We start from the raw sequence: 21,545 nt of genomic DNA on the forward strand, positions 1-21,545 counted from the left end.
TCTCAGCCAGTCATGACTTCGCCGCCGTCGACGGCGATGGCCTGGCCGTTGATGGCTGCCGAGGCGGGCAGGGCCAGCCAGGCCACGGTTTCCGCGACTTCCTCGGGGTTGATCAGGCGTCCTTGCGGATTGCGTTCGGCCAGCGTGGCGCGCGCCTCGGCCTCGCTCAGGCCGGTCTTCTCCACGATGTTGGCCACCGCGCCACGCACGATGTCGGTTTCGGTGTAGCCCGGGCACACGGCGTTGACCGTGACGCCCTTGCGCGCCGTCTCCAGCGCCAGCGCGCGGGTCAGGCCCACCACGCCATGCTTGGCGGCGCAGTAGGCGCTGACGTAGGCGTAGCCGATCAGGCCGGCGGTGCTGGCGACGTTGACCACCCTGCCCCAGCCGCCATCCAGCATCCCCGGCAGGGCCGCCTGGATGCAGTGGAACGTGCCGGTCAGGTTGACCGCCAGCATGCGCTGCCACAGCGCCTCGTCGGTGCGGTCGAAGCGCTGGCTGACCGCCTGGCCGGCGTTGTTGACCAGGATCGCGACCGGCCCGAGCGCGCGCGCGGCCTGCTCGAATGCCGCGCGCACCGAGGCGGCGTCGGCCACGTCGGCGCTGGCGGTCTGCACCCGGCCGGCGCGCGCCAGCTGGTCGGCGGCGGCATCCAGGGCGCCGCCGTCACGGCCCAGCAAGGTGACGCTGGCGCCGCGCGCCAGCAGCGCGCGCGCGCACGCCAGCCCGATGCCGCGCGCACCGCCCGTAACCAGGGCGTGGCGCCCGGCCAAGGCCTGTGTGGATGTGCTCATTTGATGTCCAGTTGCGCCAGCATGGCGGCGCGTTCGAAATTGGTTTCCAGCTGCCGCTTGCCGGCCACGTACTGGTCGGGCCAGTGCACATCGCGATAGCCCACGCGGGCCGCCTCGCGCAACGTCCAGGCCGCATCGGCCAGGTGCGGGCGCGCCAGCGCGCACAGGTCGGCGCGGCCCGAGGCGATGATGCCGTTGGCGTGGTCGGCCTCGAAGATCGCGCCCACCGCGATGGTGGCGATGCCGGCCTCGTTGCGCACCCGGTCGGCGAACGGCGTCTGGTACATGCGGCCATATACCGGCTGCTGGTCGGGGCTGACCTGTCCCGACGAGCAATCGATCATGTCCGCGCCCGCCGCCTTGAAATGGCGGGCGATCTCGACCGCGTCGTCGGCGGTGATGCCGCCCTCGACCCAGTCGTGCGCCGAAATCCGCACCGACATGGGCAGCTCGGCCGGCCAGGCCTGGCGCACCGCGCGGAACACTTCGAGCGGATAGCGCAGGCGGTTCTCCAGGCTGCCGCCATACTCGTCGTCGCGCTGGTTGGTCAGCGGCGAGATGAACGACGACAGCAGATAGCCGTGGGCGCAATGCAGTTCCAGCCAGTCGAAGCCGGCCCGGGCGGCGCGCCGGGCGGCGGCGGCGAAGTCCTCGCGCACGCGGTCCATGTCGGCGCGCGTCATGGCCCGCGGCGTCTGCGACACGCCCGGCAGGTACGGCAGCGCCGAGGCCGACAGCAGCGGCCAGTTGCCCTCGGGCAGCGGATGATCCATCTGCTGCCAGCCCAGCTGGGTCGAGCCCTTGCGGCCGGCATGGCCGAGCTGGATGCCGATGCGCGCGGCGCTGTTGCCGTGCACGAAGTCGACGATGCGGCCGAAGGCGCCGGCCTGCTCGTCGTTCCACAGGCCGGGGCAGCCCGGGGTGATGCGCGCGTCGGGCGAGGTGCAGGTCATCTCCACCATGACCAGCCCCGCGCCGCCCAGCGCGCGCCCCCAGGTGCACCAGATGGAATTCGCCGGGCACGCCGTCGACGCAGGAGTACATGGCCATGGGCGAGACCACGATACGGTTGGCCAGCCGCACGCTGCGCGCCTGGAACGGCGTGAGCATGGGCAGCGGCGCCTGCGCGCCCGGCGCGGGCCCGGCCCCGGCGCGCTCGGCGATCCAGGCCTCGTATCCTTGCAGCCATGCAGCATCGCGCAGCCGCAGGTTCTCGTGCGAGATGCGCTGCGAACGGGTCAGCAGCGAATAGGCGAATTGCTCGGGCTCCAGGTTGGCGTAGCGCCGCACGTTCTCGAACCATTCCGTCGAGTTGCGCGCCGCGTTCTGTATCTTCAGCACTTCCACGCTGCGCACGTCTTCGTAGTGCTGCAGCGCGCCGCGCAGGTCGCCGCGCCGGCCGTCCAGGCAGCGCGCCAGCTCGATGGCGTCTTCCAGGGCCAGCTTGGTGCCCGAGCCGATGGAAAAGTGCGCCGTGTGGGCCGCGTCGCCCATCAGCACCACCGGCACGTCGCGCTCGCCGCGCGGCGTCTGCAGGCGGTTCCAGCGCACCCAATGCGGACAGATCACGCGCGGGAAGCGGATCCAGATGGCCGCGCCGCGTATGTGCTTGGCGTTGCTGATCAGGCGGTGGCCGTCCAGCCAGGGCGCGAACAGCCGCTCGCAATAGGCAATGCCGTCTTCCTGGCTCATGCCCTCGATGCCGGCGGATTGCCAGGTTTCCTCGGGCGTCTCGACGATGAACGTGGACAGCCCGTCCTCGAAGCGATAGGCATGGGCCTGGAACCAGCCGTGTTCATTCTGCACGAAGGCGAACGTGAAGGCGTCGAATACCTTGGTCGTGTCCAGCCAGACGAAGCGGCAGCGGCGCTGGTCGATATCGGGGGTGAAGGTGTTAGCGGGTGCGCACCACGCTGTTGATGCCGTCGGCGGCGATGACCAGGTCGGCGTCGTAGTCGCGCGCCAGGGCCTGGTCGTCCTGCACGAAGGTCTCGAACACCAGCTTGACGCCGACCTCCTCGCAGCGGGCCTGCAGGATGTTGAGCAGGTGCTTGCGGCCGATGCCGATGAAGCCGTGGCCACTGGTGCGGATGCTGCGGTCCCTGTAGTGGATCTCGATGTCGTCCCAGTGGTTGAACGCGTCGCCGATGGTCTTGGCCGATACGGGGTCGGCCTGGCGCAGGTTGTCCATGGTGGCGTCGGAGAACACCACGCCCCAGCCGAAGGTGTCGTAAGGGCGGTTGCGCTCGATGACGGTCACTTCGTTGGCCGGATCCTGCAACTTCATCAGCAGGCCGAAATACAGGCCGGCGGGGCCACCGCCCAGGCAGACTATCTTCATCGCGTTACACGCTCCGTGGCAGGCGCCGCCCTGTCCCGCGCGGACGCGCCTGATATGTTCAACCCTTGATAGTTTAGGCTTGAAATATATACCCTAGGGACGGGCTTCGCAAGACGGGTTTCCCGCAGGAACGTGCCGTCCCCAAAAGCGCTGCGCCGGACAGGCCGGCGCAGGAAGGAAGACTTCGGGAAGGCGGGCGCGCCGCGCTCACACCCCCAGATAGCGCTCCCACAGGCCGCGATCGGCGTCCAGCGCCGCGGAATCGCCCTTCCAGACCACCTTGCCGCGCTCCAGGATGACATGGCGGTCGGCCAGGCCGAGCAGGCGTTCGACGTATTTGTCGATGACCAGGATGGTCTGGCCGGCTTCGCGCAGCCGCGCCAGGCAGGTCCAGATTTCCTCACGGATCTTGGGGGCCAGCCCCTCGGTCGCCTCGTCCAGGATCAGCAGGCGCGGATTGGTCACCAGGGCGCGGCCGATGGCCAGCATCTGCTGCTCGCCGCCGGAGAGCTGGTTGCCCATGTTGCCGGCGCGCTCGCCCAGGCGCGGGAACAGTTCGAACACGCGCTGCGGCGTCCAGGGTTGGCCGATGGACGGATTGCGCGCCGCCACGAAGGCCGTCAGGTGCTCGCGCACCGTCAGGTTGGGAAAACACTGGTGCCCTTCCGGCACGATGGCCAGGCCGGCGCGCGCGATGCGGTCCGGGCTCCAGCCGCCGATCTCCTGGCCGGCGAACCGCACCGAGCCGGCGCGCAGCGGCAGCTGCCCGAACAAGGTGCGCAGCAGCGTGGTCTTGCCCATGCCGTTGCGGCCCAGCAGCGTCACCACCTGGCCGGCGCCGATCTCCAGGTCCACGCCGAACAGCACCTGGCTGGCGCCATACCCGCTTTCCACGGCGTTCACATTCAGCATCGGGCGCCCTCCAGCGCGGCGGTCTGTTCCTCGTCGCCCAGGTAGGCCTGGCGCACCTCCGGATTGGCGCGGATCTGCTCGGGCGTGCCGGTGGCGATCACCCGGCCGTACACCAGCACCGAGATGCGGTCGGCCAGCCGGAACACGGCCTGCATGTCATGCTCGACCAGCAGCATGGCGGCCCGGCCGCGCAGCGTTTCGATCAGTTCGGTCAGCCGCAGGGTTTCGTCCGGCCCCATGCCCGCCATGGGCTCGTCCAGCAGCAGCACGCTGGGACGGGCCGCCAGCGCCAGGGCGAACTCGACCTTGCGCTGCTCGCCGTGCGGCAGCGTGCCGGCCGGACGTTGCAGCATGCCGGCATCGATGGCGCACTGGCGCGCCAGCTCGTGGGCGGCATCGTAGAGTTCGCGTTCGGCGGCGCGCCGGCGCCAGAAACGGAAGCTGCTGCCGGCGCGTGCCTGCACGGCCAGCAGCAGGTTGTCCAGCACGCTGAACGATTTGAAGATATTGGTGATCTGGTACGAGCGCGACAGCCCGGCGGCCACGCGCTGGTGCGCATTGAGCGCGGTGATGTCGCGCTCGCCCATCTTCAGGCTGCCGGCATCGGCCGGCAGCGTGCCCGACAGCAGGTGGATCAGCGTGGACTTGCCCGCGCCGTTGGGGCCGATCAGGGCGTGGATCTCGCCCGGCGCCAGCGTGAGCGAGACCCGGTCGGTGGCCACCAGCGCGCCAAAGCGCCGCACCAGTCCGTCGGCCCGCAGCGCGGGGGAAGCAGCAGGCGCGTTCATGTTCCGGCCCTCGTCGAATCGGCGCCGGCGCGGCCGGCGAACCAGGGGCCCACCAGGCCCACCAGCCCGCGCGGCGCGCCCAGCACCACGCACAGCAGCAGCACGCCCAGCGGCAGGTGCCAATACTCGGTCCATTGCCGCAGCACTTCTTCCAGCACCAGCATGACCACGGCGCCGGCCACTCCGCCATAGCGCAGGCCGATGCCGCCGACCAGCACCATGATCAGCAGGTTGGCCGATTGCGTCCAGTGCATGAGGCTGGGCGAGATGAACAGGTTGTGGTTGGCCAGCAGGGCGCCGGCCAGCCCGGCCGCGGCGCCGCTGATGACGAAAGCCGTCAGCTTCAGCCGGTACACCGGATAGCCCAGCGACTCCATGCGCGACTCGTTCTCGCGTATGCCCTGCAGGGCGGCGCCGAAGCGCGAATCGACCACGCGGCCGAACACGCCCATGAGCACGGCGAACAGGACCAGCACCAGATAATAGAAAGTCAGGTCATTGGCCAGGTCCAGCCCGGGAAGCGTGGAATAGCCCGACAGGTTCAGGCCGTCCTCGCCGCCATACTGGCGCAGCGAAATGAACACGTAATAGACCATCTGGGCGAACGCCAGGGTAATCATGATGAAGTACACGCCGCGCGTGCGCAGCGAGATCGCGCCGGTGATCCAGGCCAGCGCGCCGGCCAGCGCGATCGCCGCCGGCCAGGCCAGCAGCGCCGAGGTGATGCCGGCCGCCCCCAGGATGCCGACGGCGTAGGCGCCGGCGCCGAAGAAGGCGGCATGCCCCAGCGCCACCATGCCGCCGTAGCCCAGGATCAGGTTGAGGCTGGTGGCCGCCAGCGCGTAGATCAGTACGCGCCGCACGAACGAGATATAGAAGTCCAGGCCCAGCGCCGGCGCAACCAGGGGGAAAAGCGCCAGCGCGGCCAGCAGGGCCAGCGTCCACAGAGTCGATCTATGCATGGCTCACCCGCGCGCCGGAAACAGGCCGGCCGGCCGGAACACCAGCACCCCCGCCATCAGGACATAGATCGCGATGGCCGCCAGCGTCGGCCCGACGCTGGAAGCCACGGCGGGCGGAAACACCTGGCGCAGCAGCATGGGCAGGAAGGCCCGGCCGGCGGTGTCGACCATGCCGACCAGCAGCGCGCCCACGAAGGCCCCGCGAATCGAGCCGATGCCGCCGATGACGATGCACACCAGCACCAGGATCAGGATTCCCTCGCCCATGCCGATCTGCACGGCGGTCACCGGCCCCAGCAACGCGCCGGCCACCGCGGCCAGCATCGCGCCCAGCACGAACACGCCCAGGAACAGCAAGGGCACGCGCACGCCCATCAGGGTCGCCATCTGGCGATTGGAGGCGCCGGCGCGCACCAGCACGCCGGCGCGCGTGCGCGTCACGAACCAGTACAGGCCGGCGGCGGCCGCCAGCCCGAACACGATGATCATCAGCCGGTAGGCCGGATACAGCAGATCGGGCAGCAGGCGCACCGGGCCGGACAGGGCGGCCGGCATGTTGAGCATGACGGGCGCCGGCCCCCAGATCATCTTGACCAGGTCATTGGCGATCAGGATGACGGCGTAGGTGCCCAGCACCTGGGCCAGGTGGTCGCGCACCGCCAGCTTGCGGATCAGCGTGAGCTCGAGCACCGCGCCCACCAGGCCGGTGGCCAGCGCGGCCACCAGCACCGCCGCCGTGAAGGACCCGGTGCGCTGCATGGTTTCGGCCGCGACATAGGCGCCGGCCATGTAAAGCGAGCCGTGCGCCAGATTCATGATGTCCATGATGCCGAACACCAGGGTCAGGCCGGCGGCAATCAGAAACAGCATCAACCCGAACTGCAGACCGTTCAGCAACTGCTCGACGATCAACGTAAACGTCATGAAACACTACCCCCGCGTCGCTTACGCCCGGACGGGCCGCCCGCGAGCCTGTTTGGCCGGCGGCCGCCGCCCGCGCGGCCGCCGCCGGGACCTGTCCTAGAGTTTGCAGTCGCCGACGTAGACGTCCTGGTACTTGTCGAACACCTTGCCGGTCAGCTTGTTGGTGATGCGGCCGCTGCCGTCCTTCTCGACCACGCGTGCGTAGTAGGCCTGGATCGGGTAGTGGTTCTTGCCGTAGGTGAAGCTGCCGCGCACCGACGGATAGTCGGCCTGCTCGAGCGCCTTGACGATGGCGTCGCGGTCGGAGGCCTTGCCGCCGGCCTGCTTGACCGCCGCGTCGATCGACATGATCACGTCGTACGCCTGGGCGGCGTACACCGACGGATAGCGGCCGTTGTATTCCTTGCGGAAGGCCTCGACGAACTTCTTGTTCTGCGGCACGTCCAGGTCATGCGCCCACTGCGCCGTGTTGACCATGCCCAGCATCGGCTCGCCCACGGCCTGGATCACGTCCTCGTCGGCCGAGAAGCCCGGGCCCACCAGCGCGGTGCCCTGCGCCAGGCCGGTCGAGACGAACTGCTTGACGAAATTGATGCCCATGCCGCCCGGCAGGAAGATGTACACCGCATCGGGCTTGGCGGCGCGGATCTGCGCCAGCTCGGCCGCGTAGTCGATCTGGCCCAGCTTGGTGTAGAGCTCCTCGGCCACGGCGGTCTTGTAGCCGCGCTTGAAGCCGGTCAGGGCGTCCTTGCCGGCCGGATAGTCCGGCGCCATGATGAACACCTTCTTGTAGCCGCGGTCCGCGGCCACCTTGCCGGCGGCCTCGTGGAAAGCGTCGTTCTGGTACGAGTTGCCGAACCAGAACTTGTTGCACTGCGCGCCCGCGTACTGGCTGGGGCCGGGGTTGTTAGACAGGTAGGGGATCTTGGCGGCGAACAGCGCGGGCCCCACGGCCAGCGCCACGTTCGAGCCGATCGGACCGGTGAAGAAATCGACCTTCTCGCGCTGGATGTAGCGCGTCACCAGCTGGCGCGCCTGGTCCGGATTGCCGCCCATGTCGGTCTGCAGGAATTCGGCCTGCTGGCCGCCCAGCTTGCCGCCCAGTTCCTTGATGGCCAGGTTGAATCCATCACGCGCCTCGGCGCCCAGCGCCGCGAACGGTCCGGAAATGTCGTTGGCGATGCCGACCTTGATCGGATCGGCGTTGGCCAGGCCGGGCGCAAGCGCCAGGGCGGCCAGCAGGGAAGGGATGAGACGCATGGTGGAAGCTCCTTGCGCTTGGCGCGCGGCAGGTGTGTTCTTATGAGACGTTCGATTCGGATGCTTCAGTGCGCAGCCCGCCGCCGGCGCGGCGCGCGGACCCACAGCCCCGCGCGCCCGAGGCCGCCGCAAGAATTTGCGGCAAGGAACTGGCGTGCGTCATAGTTTAGATTTAAAGTATTCCGCAAAACAAGTCTAGGGTTTTTCCCAATAAACCACGCCATGGCCGCTATCTACCGTCATTACGATCGCGCTGCGCTCGATGTGCAATACAACGCACGCGCGACAGTACCCGACATCCAGCCGATTCTCAAGCGCTATGCCGAGGCCAGCCAGCAGGCGCGCGACGCGCTGCCGTGCACGCTGGACGTCCCCTATGGCGATCACCCCGACGAATTGCTCGACATCTTCCCGGCCGACGGCGTGCGCGCCGCCCCGGTGCTGGTCTACATCCATGGCGGCTACTGGCGCGCGCTCAACAAGAACGATTCGTGCAACATGGCGCCGGCCTTCACCCGCGCCGGCGCGCTGGTGGTGGCGGTCAACTACTCGCTGGCGCCGGCGGTCACGCTGGACCGCATCGTCGACCAGAACCGCCGCGCGCTGGCCTGGATACACCGCCATATCGCCGAGTACGGCGGCGACCCGGCCCGCATCACGATCTGCGGCAGTTCGGCCGGCGGGCACCTGGTGGGCGCGCTGCTGGCCGGCGGCTGGCACGGGCAGTACGGCGCGCCCGAGGACATCGTGCACAGCGCCGCCCCGCTGTCGGGGCTGTTCGACCTGCGCCCGCTGGTGCACACCCACATCAACGAATGGATGCGCATGAGCCCGGCCGACGCCGAGCGCAACAGCCCCGCCCTGCACATGCCGCGGCGCGGCTGCCCCATCGTGGTCAGCTACGGCGAAACCGAAACCGACGAATTCAAGCGCCAGAGCGACGACTTCCTGCGCGACTGGCTGGCGCTCGGCTACCCGGGCCGCTACATCCCCATGCCCGGCACCAATCATTACGACATCGTGCTGACCCTGAACGAGCCCGCCAGCGCGCTGACGCAGGCGATCTTCGCGCTGATGGGCCTTGCGCCCCCGCCCACTCCCTCTATCCGCTGAGCCATGATCGACACTCCCGACCTGGAAACGCGCGCCGCGCCCGAGGACCATCACGCGCTGCGCCTGTGGCTGCGCATGCTGACCTGCTGCAACCTGATCGAATCGGAGATCCGCAGCCGGCTGCGCACCGAGTTCGACACCACGCTGCCGCGCTTCGACCTGATGGCGCAGCTGCAGCGCGCGCCCAAGGGCATGAAGATGGGCGAGCTGTCGCGCCACATGATGGTCACCAACGGCAATATCACCGGCATCACCGACCAGCTCGAAAAGGAAGGGCTGGTGGTGCGCACCAAGGTGGAGAGCGACCGGCGCAGCTCGGTGCTGAAACTGACGCCGCAGGGCAAGCGCACCTTCGCCCGCATGGCGCGCGCGCACGAAAGCTGGGTCACCGGCATGCTCGACGACCTGCCCGAGGCCAGCCGCCACGCCATGTACAAGGCGCTGGGCGAGCTGAAGCTGCAGGTGGTGGCCCATCGCGCGCTGGCCCAGCGCGACGGCGCCTCGTGACAGGCCGGCCACGCCGGCGCCGGCCCGGCGCATAATTCCACCATGATTTCCCTGTCCGTTCCTGGCGGCAATTTCTACCTGGCAATGGCGCTGTCGCTGTTCTGCCTGAGCACCCTGCTGACCTGGGCGGTCACGCTGGCCGCCAACCGCGGGGCGCGCCGCTGGCTGGCGGCGCACCGCCGCCTGGGCCCGGCGCTGATGGTGCTGCTGGCGGTGGCCGGCGCCATCTTCCCCTACCAGCATTTCAGCCAGTGGCGCCAGGCGCAGCGCGAGGCGCGCGAACAGACCGCCCGGCGCGCCGTGCTGGAGGCCGCCCGCCGCGTCGACGGCATCGACATGCCGGCCGGCACCGAACTGCGGCTGGCCGAACCTGGCCGGCTGGACAGTTTCCAGGGCGCGGACTTCCCGGTGCCCGCGCACGTGGCCGGGCTGCGCGTCACGCGCCTGGTCCGCCACGGCGCCGCGCCGGGCGGCCGGCAAGGCTGGTCGGTCACGCTTGACGGCAACCAGCGCATCGACGGCTGGCTGTGCTCGCGCGGCCACCAGGTCGAATTGGCCGTGCGGGATGGCACGCCCGCTTTCGCCGGCTGCCACCTGGCCGCCGGCAACGAGATCGGCGGCGCGGCCGTGCCGCCCGGCGCCTGGGTGGCGGCGCGCCAGCCCGGCCCGTGGCTGCTGCGCACCGAAGGCAGCGACCCGCTGGACGTGGGCCGGCTGCCGCTGCTCAAGGTGGACATGACGCTCGACGACCGGCGCCAGGTCGCCGGTTTCGAGGGTCTGCTGGCGCGCGAGCTGACCCTGGGCGAGATGACCTACCCCACCGGCACCCGGGTGGCCAGCGCGCCGGCCGGCCTGGCGCAGGCCCAGGCGGGCGACCTGCTGTTCAGCCCCTCGCGCGGGCGGGCCGCCCGGCGCGGCGCGGGCACCGAGATCGTGGCCGGCAAGTCGGTGCTGCAGGCGCCCGACGGCACGGTGCGCGCGGTGCTGGCCAACCGCGACGCCGGCGTGCTGGATTTCGCCGCCGTGCGCATGGCCCCCTAGCTGTGAACTGTCAATAGGTTGTATTCGTCCAGGTTGAGTCTGGAGATGGGTACAGCGCGCCCGATGCCTTGGTGGGGTCGATGCCAGTTGTAGTGGTGTAGCCAGGATTTCATGGCATCGGCTCGGTGTTGGGAGTTCTGGTAGGTGTGAGCGTAAGCCCACTCACGCAAGGCCGACTGGATGAAGCGTTCGGCCTTGCCATTGGTCTGTGGGCGGTAAGGTCGGGTAAAGCGGTGCTTGATGCCCAGCTCATGGCACAGCGCGGCGAAGGCGCGGCTGCGAAAGGCCGAGCCATTGTCGGTGAGCAAGCGCTGGATGGTCACGCCCAGGCGCTGGTAGTAGGCCACTGCGTCCTTGAGGAACTGGACGGCGCTGGGGAAGCGCTCGTCGGGGTGGATGTCGGTGAAGGCCACGCGGGCGTGGTCATCGATGGCCACGAAGACGAAGTCCCAGCCGGCCCCCTCAACGGTATCGCGTCGGTTGCCCGTGACCCGGTGGCCAGGGCGCTGGATACGTCCCAGCTTCTTGATGTCGATGTGCAGCAGATCGCCGGGGGCCTGATGCTCGTAGCGCACCACCGGCTCGGCCGGCTCCAGGTCGGCCAGGTGCGACAGACCGGCGCGGGCCAGGACGCGGCTGACGGTGCTGGCTGACACGCCCAGCGCCTGGGCGATGCGCGCTTGGGTCAGCCGCTTGCGGCGCAGCTCCACGATAGCCAGCGCCTTGGCCGGCGCAATCGCTCGGGGCGAGACCGTCGGGCGCGAGGACGCATCGGCCAAGCCCGCCTGGCCCTGAGCCAGGAAGCGGCCCAGCCATTTGCGCACAGTCGGCGCGGTGACCCCATAGGCGCGGGCCGCTTCAGGCACACAAACTTGATGGGCGATCAATTGCTGGACCATTTCGAGTCGACGTAGGAAGGTCAATCGGGCATGCTTATGGGTGTTCATCCGGCCGGGCTCCTTGAGTGAACTGGGGGGTTGGCGATTTCCAGTTTCTCAAATCCGGTTCGGATGAACCATGCATACAACCTATTGAATCTTCACACCTAGCGGAAGACCACGCGCTGCTCGGCCATGCCGTCGGCCTGGCCGGCCGGCGCGTCGCTGGCGCAGCCCGGGCCCGCCGTATCGGGCTCGGGATCGATCTGGTCGAAAGCGGTGTCGCCGCCGGCGTCGGCCACCCCGGTGGGCTTGAGGCCGACGAAGTCGAACAGGTCGCGGTCCATCAGGTGCGAGGGAACCACGCGCGAGAGCGCGTTGAAGACATTCCACGAGCGGCCGGGATGCTTGCGGTCCCATTCCTGGATCATCCGCCCGACTTCCTTGCGCTTGAGGTTTTCCTGCGAGCCGCACAGGTTGCAGGGGATGATGGGAAATTGCTTGAATTGCGCATAGGCGATCAGGTCGCTTTCGGGCACGTAGACCAGCGGCCGGATCACCGTGTGGCGTCCGTCGTCGGAGACCAGCTTGGGCGGCATGCCCTTGGCCTTGCCGCCGTAGAACAGGTTCAGGAAGAAGGTGCCCAGGATGTCGTCGCGGTGATGGCCCAGCGCAATCTTGGTCGCGCCCAGTTCGCTGGCTACCCGGTACAGGATGCCGCGGCGCAGGCGCGAGCACAGCGAGCACATGGTCTTGCCTTCCGGGATGACCCGCGTGACGATCGAATACGTGTCCTGCGTCTCGATATGGAACGGCACGCCCAGCGCGCGCAGGTAATCGGGCAGGATCTCGGGCGGAAAGCCCGGTTGTTTCTGGTCCAGGTTGACCGCGATGATCTCGAAGGCGAAGGGCGCGCGCTTCTGCAGGCTGAGCAGGATGTCCAGCAGCGCGTAAGAGTCCTTGCCGCCGGACAGACAGACCATGACCTTGTCGCCGGCCTCGATCATGTTGTAGTCGGCGATGGCGCGGGTGGTCTCGCGGGCCAGGCGCTTGGCCAGCTTGTTGCCTTCGAAGCGCGCCTTTTCCTCGGCGGGCGTGCGCGCGGCGGTGGGGGATGCGGTGAGAGTCATAGCGTAGCGATGTCCGGTGGCCTGCCTGGCCTTAGCGGCTGATCTGTATCTCCACGCCGACCGCCGCGCAATCCGAGAAGGCCATGGGCTTGCTGATGCGCAGGCGCAGCGAGCGGATCTCGTCGAAATCGGCCAGCAGGCGCGCGGCGACCTGTTCGGTCAGCGTCTCGATCAGGTTGACGTGGGCCTGCGTGCACTCCTCGACGATGGCCTCGCGCAGCCGCCGGTAGTCGAGCACGCTGTGGATGTCGTGGTCGTCCACGTTGCGCATGATGTCGATGTCGAACTCGGCGTCGATATGCAGCGGCTGGGTGGCGCGGCGTTCGTGTTCGAGAATGCCGATGCGGGCGTCCAGGGCCAGCCCGGAGATGAATATGCGGCGTGTAGGCATGATGGCAGTGGGGAAGACGGATGCGGGATTGTAAGGCGGCGCGCGGGTGGGCGGCCGGGCCTGACTACAATCCGGCCATGGCGACAGGCGCCCGCCAGGCGGGGCGCCGGAGGAAAAACACGGAATGCGGCAGTTCTACGATGCGGTAATTGTAGGCGGTGGGCCGGCCGGCGCGTCCTGCGCGATCTGGCTGGCCCGTCTCGGATTGGCGCCCTTGCTGGTCGAGGCCGGCGAGCGCCTGGGCGGCCTGGGCAACGACAATCCGTTCACCGACGACTGGATCGCCGTGCTGCCCGATGTGACCGGGCAGCAGGTGGCGGCCAATATCGCCGCCAGCGTCGCGGCCGCCGGCGTGCCGGTGTGGCTGCGCGCGCCGGCAACGGCCGTGCGCCCCTGCAAGGGCGGGGTGGAAGTGCAGCTGGGCGGCGCCGGACAGGACACCGTCTACGGCAAATCGCTGGTGATCGCTTCCGGCGTGCGCGCGCGCGGGCTGCCCGGCCATCCGCAACAGGCCCGCTGGCCGGGCGTGCTGATCGGGCCGGGCTCGCCCATCGTCGCCCAGGACTATGCCGGCCTGACGGTCGCCGTGCTGGGCGGGGGCGACAATGCCTTCGAGAATTTCGTCTACGTGCGCAACCGCGGGGCGCGCCAGGTCGACCTGTACGCGCGCACCGTGCGCGCCCAGCAGCAGTGGGTGGCGCGGGCCGGCACCGAAGGCGTGCGAGTGGGTCCGTACCGCGTCGATCCGGCCGCGCGCACCGTCGACGGGCGGGCCTATGACCTCATCCTGGTGTTCTATGGCTGGGAGCCGCAGGCCGATTTTGCCGACAGCCTGGGCCTGGAACGCGATTCGCGCGGTTACCTGCGCACCGATTTCGCCACGGCCCAGACCAGCCTGCCCGACGTCTACGCGATTGGCGAGGTGGCCGACCGCATGCATCCCTGCGTGGTCACCTCGCTGGCCGACGGCGTGACGGCGGCCAAGGCGATCCAGCGCCGCTGGGAGCGTCCGGCGCCGCCGCGCTGAGTCAGGCCGCCGCCAGCACGCAGTCCAGCGGCGCCGGCGCGGCCAGGCGCACCTGGAAGCTGCGCAGTTCATCGCGCCGGAACACGTGCACCGTCACCCGGTCGCCGGGGTGGTACTGCGACAGCAGCACGTCCAGGCCGGCCGGCGCATCGACGCGCAGGCCGTCGATGGCCACCAGCACGTCGCCCGCCGACAGGCCGCCCTTGTGGGCCGCGCCGCCCTCGTACACGGTGGCCAGCGCCAGGGCCTCGCCCTGTTTGCGCGTGCGCACGTCCAGCGTCGGGATATTGGCGCCGGCCTGCCAGGTCAGGCTGATGCCGTGCGGCGCCAGCATCTCGGCCAGCGGCACGTCGGCCGTGCCATGGGCATGGCGCGCGATGAAGCGCCGCGCGTCCACGCCGGTGGCCTCGCGGATCAGCGCCGGCAGGGCATCCTCGGCCAGGCCCTGCGGGCGGCCGCGGTAGAAATCGCGTCCGTAGCGCCGCCACAGCAGGCGCATCACATCATCGAGCGAATGGACGCCGCCGCTGTCGCGGCGGATCAGCAGGTCCAGGCCCAGCGCGACCAGCGAGCCCTTGGTGTAGTAGCTGACCAGCGCATTGGGGGAGTTCTCGTCCTGCTTGTAATAGCGGGTCCAGGCGTCGAACGAACTTTCCGCGACCGATTGCTTGTGGCGGCCCGGCGCGCGCGCCACGCCCGAAATGGTCTTGCCCAGCAGGCGCAGGTAGTCGTTGCGGGTGATGGTCTGCGAGCGCAGCAGCAGCAGATCGTCGTAGTACGAGGTGAAGCCCTCGAACACCCATAGCAGCCGCGTCAGGTCGGGCCGCTCCAGATCGTAGGGCGCGAAGGCGGCCGGCTTGATGCGCTTGACGTTCCAGGTATGGAAGTACTCGTGGCTGACCAGGCCGAGAAAGCCGCGATAGCCTTCGCCCTGGCCCTGCTGGCCCAGTACCGGCAGGTCCTTGCGCGAGGCCATCAGGGCGGTGCTCGCGCGATGCTCCAGGCCGCCGTAGCCGTCGCCCGTGACCATGGTCATGAACACGTAGCGGCTGGCGCTGTCCAGGAAGGGCGCCTGCTTGCTGCGCGGCTCGAAGAAGGCGATCTGCGTCTCGCAGATGCGCTGCACGTCGGCGGCGATGCGCGCCAGGTCCAGCCGCGGCGCCACGCCGGTGAACACCAGTTCGTGTTCGGCGCCATGCGCCTGGAAACCGATGACCTGCGGCGTGCCCATCTCGACCGGGTGGTCGATCAGCGCGTCGTAGTCGGGCGCGCGGTAGCGGCCGAAGCCATGGCGGCGGGCCGCGCCCGGCAGCCCCTGCGCCTCGGGCAGGCTGGTGTAGACCTTCCAGCCTTCGATGCCGCGCGGCGGCGCCAGGTCGAGAATGCAGGGCGCGTTTTCCTGCCCGTCCACGCGCAGGAAAACGCTGGTGCCGTTGAAAAAGCCGTGGCTTTCGTCCAGGTGCGCGCCGCGCACCGAGAGATCCCACGCATACACCGTATAGTCGACCTGCAGCGGGCCGCTGCACGGCGCCACCTGCCAGGTGTGGTTGTCGACCTTGTTCACCGCCACCGGCCTGCCGCCGGCGCGCGCGGCCAGCGTCTCGATCTGGCGGGAGAAATCGCGTATCAGGTAGCTGCCGGGAATCCACGCGGGCAAGGCCAGGCGCTGTCCCTCGGGCGCAGGCTCGGCCACGGTCAGGGTTATCCGGTAGCGGTGACCGGCCGGGTCGTGGGGTTCCAGGCGGTAAATTACGGGTGTGTCGTTCATGCGCATATCTTACATTTCATACTCTGACAGGAGGCAATCAATGAGCGAGTCGTTTGTGCTGGTCGAAACCCGGGGCCGCGTGGGATGGCTGACGCTGAACCGGCCCAAGGCATTGAATGCGCTGAACGACCAGTTGATGGAGGAACTGGGCGCGGCGTTGCTGGCGCTCGACGCCGACGACGGCATCGGCGCGATCGTGATCACCGGCAGCGAGAAAGCCTTCGCCGCGGGCGCGGATATCGGCGCCATGAAAGACTGGTCCTACATGGACGTCTACCGCAGCGACTACATCACCCGCAACTGGGAAACCATAAAGCGCGTACGCAAGCCCGTGATCGCCGCGGTGGCCGGCTATGCGCTGGGCGGCGGCTGCGAACTGGCCATGATGTGCGACATCGTCATCGCCGCCGACTCGGCCCGCTTCGGCCAGCCCGAGATCAAGCTGGGCGTGATTCCCGGCGCCGGCGGCACGCAGCGCCTGCCGCGCGCGGTGGGCAAGGCCAAGGCCATGGACCTGGCGCTGACGGCGCGCATGATGGATGCCGCGGAGGCCGAGCGGGCCGGCCTGGTATCGCGCGTGGTGCCGGCCGACAGGCTGGCGGATGAGGCGCTCGAGGCCGCCACCGTCATCGCCTCGATGTCGCTGCCGTCGGTCATGATGGCCAAGGAGTGCATCAACCGCGCGTACGAAGTGCCGCTCAACGATGGGTTGCTGTTCGAGCGCCGCGTGTTCCACTCGCTGTTCGCCACCGAAGACCAGAAAGAGGGCATGGCGGCGTTCACCGAGAAGCGCAAGCCTGACTTCAAGCACAGGTAGGCCCGCGCCGGGCCGGTCGTATCCGGTTACCTCGCGTCACCCGCCCGATTGCCGACGCCGCGCGCATGCGCGGCGTTTCCATTGGCGCGCGCGGCGGGCTTGCGCGCACCGCCGGCGTTACGCGGGTTGCCCGTTGAAACGCTTGTATTGCACTTTGTTGCATTGTGCGGGCCTATCCTGGAGTGACGGCAGGTCCGGAGTGCCGTGTCCGGCAACGTCAGGCGCCTCGCGTCATGCGCGACGTGCCACGGCCGGGGACGGCGGCTCATTGTCCAACAACAAGCAAGGAGCCCTTCATGCGTACATGTGCAAGATTTCCACGGCGGCGTTGGCAACTCGCGCTGGCGGCCGGCGTAGTCGGCGTCGGGCTGGCGGGCGCGGCCCAGGCTCAGGCCCAGTCGCCGGCCCGCGCGCCCACGTCCACGCTCAGGCTGGTTTCCGAAACGCCGTATGCGGCCCAGGGCGCCGCGGTCCAGGCGCCGGCGATGAGCGCCGAGCAATTGCGCGACACCGCCATCGACGCCTATGTCTATGCCTATCCGATGGTGCTGATGGAAATGACGCGGCGCGCCTCGACCAACGTGCAGACGCCCATCGCCGGACGCGCGCCGATGAACCAGTTCGGCCACCGCACCGCCTTTCCCGACCCGCGCGCCACGGATGTGGCCTGGCCCAGCACCGACACCCTGTCGTCCAGCCTCTGGTACGACGTGTCGCGCGAGCCGTTGATCGTGCAGGTGCCGGCCGCCGGGGAACGCTATTACCTGCTGTCGCTGCTGGACATGTGGACCGATGCCTACGCCTCGCGCGGAACCCGCACGACAGGCGGCGGTGCGCAGACCTTCGCGATTGTCGGACCGTACTGGCAGGGCACGCTGCCGCCCGGCGTGGACATGGTGCGCAGCCCGACCGGTTCGGGCTGGATGATCGCGCGCGTGCAGACGGGCGGGCCGGATGACTATCAGAACGTCAACCAATTCCAGGCCGCCCTGACGGTCACGCCGCTGGCCCAATGGGGCAAGCCGTTTCGCATGACGGGCAGCGCCGCGGTCAACCCGGCCTGGAGCGCCGGGCAATCGCCGGCCGAACAGGTGGCGGCGATGGACGCGGCCAGCTACTTCAACCTGTTCGCGGATCTGTTGCGCAGCAACCCGCCGCACGCCAACGACTATCCCATGCTCGACCGCCTGCGCAGGCTTGGACTGGGCGACCAGCCCAATGCGTACGCGCGGCTCAACCCCACGGTGCAGCAGGCGCTGATCGAGGCGCAGTCGCTGGCGGGGCGCCGCATCGCCGACGCGGCCGGCCGCCTGGGTACCCCGGCTAATGGCTGGAACACGGCGCTGCACGGCATCGGCACCTATGGCACGGACTACCTGCGCCGCGCCGCGGTGGCCTACGTGGGGCTGGGCGCCAACCCGCCCGAGGACGTGCTCTACCCGGTGACGGCCGTCGATGCGCGCGGCAAGGCGTTGCGCAGCGACGAAGACTACGTGCTGCACTTCGACAAGGACCAGCTGCCGCCGGCCAATGCCTTCTGGTCGCTGATCCTGTACGACGCACGCCAGGGGCTGGCGGACAACCCGATCGACCGCTATGCACTGCGCAGCACCGACCCGCTGGTCTACAACGCCGACGGCTCGCTGGACATCTACATCCAGCGCGACCCGCCGCGCAAGGCGCGGCAGGCGAACTGGCTGCCGGCGCCCCAACAGGGCGACTTCATGCTGAACCTGCGCCTGTACTGGCCGCGCGACATCGCGCTCGATGGCAACTGGGCGCCGCCGGCCGTGCGCGAAGACTGAGTTTGTGGCGCCGGCGCCGCGGCGCCGATCGGCCCCCGTTTCCGACTTGGCGGCGGGGGCCGTTTTCATTTGGCGACCCCCAAAAAATCACGCTATACTTTACGGATTTGACGCTTGCGGGCTAAAAGCGTGGCAAAAGCTGCGTCGTGGATTGCTGGCAAGGGCAGGGAAGTTCATGCAAAAGAGTCTGGTTCTTACCGCCGCTGATCGTGCGGCACTCGATGCGCGAGCTTGCCGGGAGCTCTGCCTGGCCATTGCGGCGCAGGGTGTCATGGGGCTCGTGGCGGCGGCAATCGCGGGGGTTGTTGCGGGAACGGCGGCAGGTTTGTCGGCGTTGGCGGGAGCGGGGGCGTATTTCTTGCCCAATGCATTGTTTGCATTGCGCTTGCTGGTCAACGTCGTCAGGGCGGCCCGGCCAAACCCATTTGCTTTTCTCTACGGTGAGTTGCTCAAGCTGCTCATGACGGCGCTACTGCTGTGGCTGCTGTCGTGGCTGGCGCAGGGCTGGCTGGTGTGGCCGGCTGTCCTGCTGGGCCTGGTCTTCACACTGAAGGGATATCTCCTGCTATTGATGCTGCGCAAGCGCTCGTAGCGATATTAACCATCGTGAAAAAGTCCGGCTCCACAGGGGCACGGGCACACAGCAAACAGGGTAGGGTTCCACATGGCTGCTCCCAGCGGCGCGTCGCCTCAGTCCGAGTACATTCAGCACCACCTGGTGCATTTGAACAATATTGGCGAAAAGCAAAGCGTCATCGCCCAGTTCAACGTCATCAACTATGACTCGCTGTTCTGGTCGATCCTGATGGGCCTGCTGGTCGTATTCTGCCTGTGGCTGGCCGCGCGCCGCGCCACGGCGGGAGTTCCGGGCCGCTTCCAGGGTTTCATCGAAATGATCGTCGACATGGTCGACGACCAGGCCAAGTCCATCGTCACCAACGCCAAGAGCCGTCTGTTCGTCGCGCCGCTGGCCCTGACCGTGTTCCTGTGGATCATCCTCATGAACGCGCTGGACCTGCTGCCGGTCGACCTGCTGCCCTCGATCTGGCGCATGACCGGCCTGGGCGCCGAGCACGGCGACCCGCTGTACTACCACCGCATTCTCCCCACCGCCGACCTGAACGTGCCCATGGGCATGTCGCTGGGCGTGCTGCTGCTGATGTTCTATTACGGCATCAAGATCAAGCACCCGGGTGGCTTCGTCAAGGAGTTGTTCACCGCGCCGTTCCACGCGCACGGCCTGGCCTCGCTCGTGCTGGCCCCGTTCAACCTGCTGCTCAACCTGATCGAATATGCCGCCAAGTCGGTGTCGCTGGGCATGCGGTTGTTCGGCAACATGTTCGCCGGTGAACTGATCTTCATGCTGATCGCGCTGCTGGGCGGCGCCTGGACGGGCTTTAACGGCGCCAGCATCGGTTTGGGCATTGGGCATGTGTTGGCCGGTTCGGTGTGGGCAATTTTCCACATCCTGATCGTGCTGCTGCAGGCTTTCATCTTCATGATGCTGACGCTGGTTTACATCGGCCAGGCGCACGAAGGGCATTGATCCCAAATTTTCGGCGTCCGCCATGGTGGCGGGCGTCCGTTAGCAAGATCTTCTTGCATTGAGCAGTACCTGTTTTCCAATAATTCTGACTTCAGATTTCTAACCAAGGAGTTGTCATGACCAACGTCGCTTTCGTTGCTCTCGCTTGCGGTCTCATCATCGGCCTGGGCGCCATCGGCGCTTGCATCGGTATCGCACTGATGGGCGGCAAGTACCTGGAAGCTTCGGCTCGTCAGCCCGAACTGATGAACGCCCTGCAAACCAAGATGTTCCTGCTGGCGGGCCTGATCGATGCGGCGTTCCTGATCGGTGTGGGTATCGCCATGCTGTTCGCCTTCGCCAATCCGTTCGTCGGCTAATGGCATTGCCCGCCGGCGAAACAGGCGGGCCTGACGCTGGCGGCGGCGCGCAAGCGCGCGTTGCCGACTGGCAAAGTATCGAGTGCCCTGGGTTGTCATTCTGATGGCCGGGGCTGCAAGGTGTTAAAGGAACGACCGTGAATCTGAACGCGACGATCTTCTTCCAGATGCTCGTGTTCTTCGTTCTGGGCTGGTTCACGATGAAATTCGTGTGGCCGCCTCTGACGAAGGCGATCGATGAGCGCCGCCAAAAAATCGCCGACGGCCTGGCCGCCGCCGAGAAGGGGAAAGCCGATCTGGCTCAAGCCCAAGCGCGCGTCAGTCTGATCGAGGCTTCTGCCAAATCCGAAACTCACGCCCGCATCATCGAAGCCGAGAAACAGGCTGCTTCGATGATTGAGCAGGCCCGCCGTGAAGCGGAAGCCGAACGCGCCCGTATCGTGGCCCAGGCTGCCCAGGACGCCGCGCAGGAAGTTCAACGCGCCCGTGAAGCATTGCGCGACGACGTCGCCGCGCTGGCCGTCAAGGGTGCCGAACAGATCCTCAAGCGCGAGGTTGACGCCCGCGCCCATGCCGAGCTGCTCAACCAGCTCAAGGCGCAGCTTTAATCCGGGAACGTCATGGCTGAACTTTCCACTGTTGCCCGTCCCTACGCCGAAGCCCTCTTCGGCGCAGCGCGCGACGACAAGGCCGGTCTGGCGGTGTGGGCCGACCTGGTCAGCGAGATGGCGCAGGTCGCCGCCAATCCCGACGTGCGCGAGGCGATGGCCGATCCGCGTCTGGACGACAAGCAGCGCAGCGAGGTCTTCACCGGCCTCATCAAGTCGCAGCTGCCTCAGGCCGCCCGCAATTTCATCGAGCTGCTGGTCAAGAACGACCGCTTGCTGCTGCTGCCCGTCATCGCCACGCAGTTCGTCGCGCTGAAGAATCGTCACGAAGGCACGGCGCAGGCGGAAATCACCAGCGCATTCGAACTCAGCGACGCTCAGGTAAAAGAGCTGATTGCCGCGCTCGAACTCAAATTCGGTCTCAAGCTCAAGCCGCACGTGTCGGTCGATCAGGAACTGATCGGCGGTGTGCGCGTGGCTGTCGGGGACCAGGTGCTCGATACTTCCGTAAAAGCCCAACTGGCCCGCTTGCGCGATACGCTGGCCGCATAAGGCAGGCGAGACTAACAGGATT

Annotated in this window: 21 protein-coding genes and 1 pseudogene; 11 read left to right on the forward strand and 11 right to left on the reverse strand. The window is 68.0% G+C overall.

Features of this window, described 5'->3' with window-relative positions:
- Positions 1–2: 2 nt before the first annotated feature.
- The 7 genes and pseudogenes from BN118_RS01735 to BN118_RS01765 form a co-directional block, all read right to left on the reverse strand.
- A complete protein-coding gene (locus BN118_RS01735; RefSeq protein ID WP_003815002.1) occupies positions 3–794 on the reverse strand; it encodes an SDR family NAD(P)-dependent oxidoreductase in 792 nt (263 codons plus the stop codon).
- Positions 791–3,135: pseudogene (locus tag BN118_RS01740) on the reverse strand (bifunctional salicylyl-CoA 5-hydroxylase/oxidoreductase). Before BN118_RS01740 ends, BN118_RS01735 begins: the two are co-directional and overlap by 4 nt.
- Positions 3,136–3,342: 207 nt before the next feature.
- Positions 3,343–4,047 carry an ABC transporter ATP-binding protein gene (locus BN118_RS01745; protein WP_010929729.1) on the reverse strand — a complete coding sequence of 235 codons (705 nt, stop codon included), beginning with the start codon at positions 4,045–4,047 and terminating at the stop codon, positions 3,343–3,345.
- Positions 4,041–4,835, reverse strand: coding sequence for an ABC transporter ATP-binding protein (locus BN118_RS01750; RefSeq protein ID WP_003815010.1), 795 nt, complete (start codon positions 4,833–4,835; stop codon positions 4,041–4,043). Before BN118_RS01750 ends, BN118_RS01745 begins: the two co-directional genes overlap by 7 nt.
- Positions 4,832–5,797 carry a branched-chain amino acid ABC transporter permease gene (locus BN118_RS01755; RefSeq protein ID WP_003815011.1) on the reverse strand — a complete coding sequence of 322 codons (966 nt, stop codon included), beginning with the start codon at positions 5,795–5,797 and terminating at the stop codon, positions 4,832–4,834. Before BN118_RS01755 ends, BN118_RS01750 begins: the two co-directional genes overlap by 4 nt.
- Before the next feature lie 3 nt (positions 5,798–5,800).
- Positions 5,801–6,721, reverse strand: a complete 921-nt coding sequence (locus BN118_RS01760; protein ID WP_003815013.1) for a branched-chain amino acid ABC transporter permease — start codon at positions 6,719–6,721, stop codon at positions 5,801–5,803.
- A gap of 96 nt (positions 6,722–6,817) precedes the next feature.
- Positions 6,818–7,981: an ABC transporter substrate-binding protein gene (locus tag BN118_RS01765; protein WP_003815015.1), complete on the reverse strand. Its 1,164-nt coding sequence runs from the start codon at positions 7,979–7,981 to the stop codon at positions 6,818–6,820.
- Between the two features lie 222 nt (positions 7,982–8,203).
- Here BN118_RS01765 and BN118_RS01770 point away from each other — a divergent pair, with 222 nt between their 5' ends.
- The 3 genes from BN118_RS01770 to BN118_RS01780 are packed head-to-tail and all read left to right on the forward strand — an operon-like array spanning position 8,204 to position 10,642.
- A complete protein-coding gene (locus tag BN118_RS01770; RefSeq protein ID WP_014905450.1) occupies positions 8,204–9,094 on the forward strand; it encodes an alpha/beta hydrolase in 891 nt (296 codons plus the stop codon).
- Between the two features lie 3 nt (positions 9,095–9,097).
- Complete coding sequence (locus BN118_RS01775; protein ID WP_003815019.1) at positions 9,098–9,601, forward strand: MarR family winged helix-turn-helix transcriptional regulator; 504 nt, start codon at positions 9,098–9,100, stop codon at positions 9,599–9,601.
- A gap of 42 nt (positions 9,602–9,643) precedes the next feature.
- On the forward strand, positions 9,644–10,642 hold the full coding sequence (locus tag BN118_RS01780) for a hypothetical protein (RefSeq protein WP_010929727.1): 999 nt from the start codon (positions 9,644–9,646) through the stop codon (positions 10,640–10,642).
- On the opposite strand, the gene BN118_RS01785 is transcribed toward BN118_RS01780, so the two are convergent.
- The 3 genes from BN118_RS01785 to folB all read right to left on the reverse strand — a co-directional run bounded on the left by BN118_RS01785 (position 10,639) and on the right by folB (position 13,041).
- Positions 10,639–11,589, reverse strand: coding sequence for an IS481-like element IS481 family transposase (locus BN118_RS01785; RefSeq protein WP_005012067.1), 951 nt, complete (start codon positions 11,587–11,589; stop codon positions 10,639–10,641). The two genes, BN118_RS01780 and BN118_RS01785, sit on opposite strands and share 4 nt — an antisense overlap.
- A gap of 98 nt (positions 11,590–11,687) precedes the next feature.
- Entirely contained in the window at positions 11,688–12,650 is a 963-nt protein-coding gene (gene ttcA / locus BN118_RS01790) for a tRNA 2-thiocytidine(32) synthetase TtcA (RefSeq protein ID WP_010931381.1), read from the reverse strand.
- A 31-nt stretch (positions 12,651–12,681) separates the two neighbouring features.
- Positions 12,682–13,041, reverse strand: coding sequence for a dihydroneopterin aldolase (gene folB, locus BN118_RS01795; protein ID WP_003817821.1), 360 nt, complete (start codon positions 13,039–13,041; stop codon positions 12,682–12,684).
- 124 nt (positions 13,042–13,165) lie between these two features.
- Between folB and BN118_RS01800 the strand changes: the two genes are divergently transcribed.
- Entirely contained in the window at positions 13,166–14,068 is a 903-nt protein-coding gene (locus BN118_RS01800) for an NAD(P)/FAD-dependent oxidoreductase (protein WP_010931382.1), read from the forward strand.
- 1 nt (position 14,069) lies between these two features.
- Here the strand turns inward: BN118_RS01800 and BN118_RS01805 are convergent, their stop codons facing one another.
- Positions 14,070–15,842, reverse strand: a complete 1,773-nt coding sequence (locus tag BN118_RS01805; protein ID WP_014905451.1) for a M61 family metallopeptidase — start codon at positions 15,840–15,842, stop codon at positions 14,070–14,072.
- A gap of 34 nt (positions 15,843–15,876) precedes the next feature.
- On the opposite strand from BN118_RS01805, the gene BN118_RS01810 reads away from it, so the two are divergent.
- The 7 genes from BN118_RS01810 to BN118_RS01840 all read left to right on the forward strand — a co-directional run bounded on the left by BN118_RS01810 (position 15,877) and on the right by BN118_RS01840 (position 21,523).
- Complete coding sequence (locus BN118_RS01810) at positions 15,877–16,653, forward strand: enoyl-CoA hydratase (RefSeq protein ID WP_003815367.1); 777 nt, start codon at positions 15,877–15,879, stop codon at positions 16,651–16,653.
- 296 nt (positions 16,654–16,949) lie between these two features.
- On the forward strand, positions 16,950–18,458 hold the full coding sequence (locus tag BN118_RS01815) for a DUF1254 domain-containing protein (protein ID WP_014905452.1): 1,509 nt from the start codon (positions 16,950–16,952) through the stop codon (positions 18,456–18,458).
- A gap of 175 nt (positions 18,459–18,633) precedes the next feature.
- A complete protein-coding gene (locus BN118_RS01820; RefSeq protein ID WP_020699690.1) occupies positions 18,634–19,050 on the forward strand; it encodes an ATP synthase subunit I in 417 nt (138 codons plus the stop codon).
- 72 nt (positions 19,051–19,122) lie between these two features.
- Entirely contained in the window at positions 19,123–20,004 is an 882-nt protein-coding gene (gene atpB / locus BN118_RS01825; protein ID WP_003815364.1) for a F0F1 ATP synthase subunit A, read from the forward strand.
- 116 nt (positions 20,005–20,120) lie between these two features.
- Positions 20,121–20,363, forward strand: coding sequence for a F0F1 ATP synthase subunit C (atpE, locus tag BN118_RS01830; RefSeq protein WP_003815363.1), 243 nt, complete (start codon positions 20,121–20,123; stop codon positions 20,361–20,363).
- Between the two features lie 137 nt (positions 20,364–20,500).
- A complete protein-coding gene (locus BN118_RS01835; protein ID WP_010931385.1) occupies positions 20,501–20,971 on the forward strand; it encodes a F0F1 ATP synthase subunit B in 471 nt (156 codons plus the stop codon).
- Between the two features lie 12 nt (positions 20,972–20,983).
- Entirely contained in the window at positions 20,984–21,523 is a 540-nt protein-coding gene (locus BN118_RS01840) for a F0F1 ATP synthase subunit delta (RefSeq protein ID WP_003815348.1), read from the forward strand.
- Positions 21,524–21,545 lie beyond the last annotated feature (22 nt).

It is taken from the genome of Bordetella pertussis 18323, assembly GCF_000306945.1.
Lineage (GTDB): Bacteria > Pseudomonadota > Gammaproteobacteria > Burkholderiales > Burkholderiaceae_B > Bordetella > Bordetella pertussis.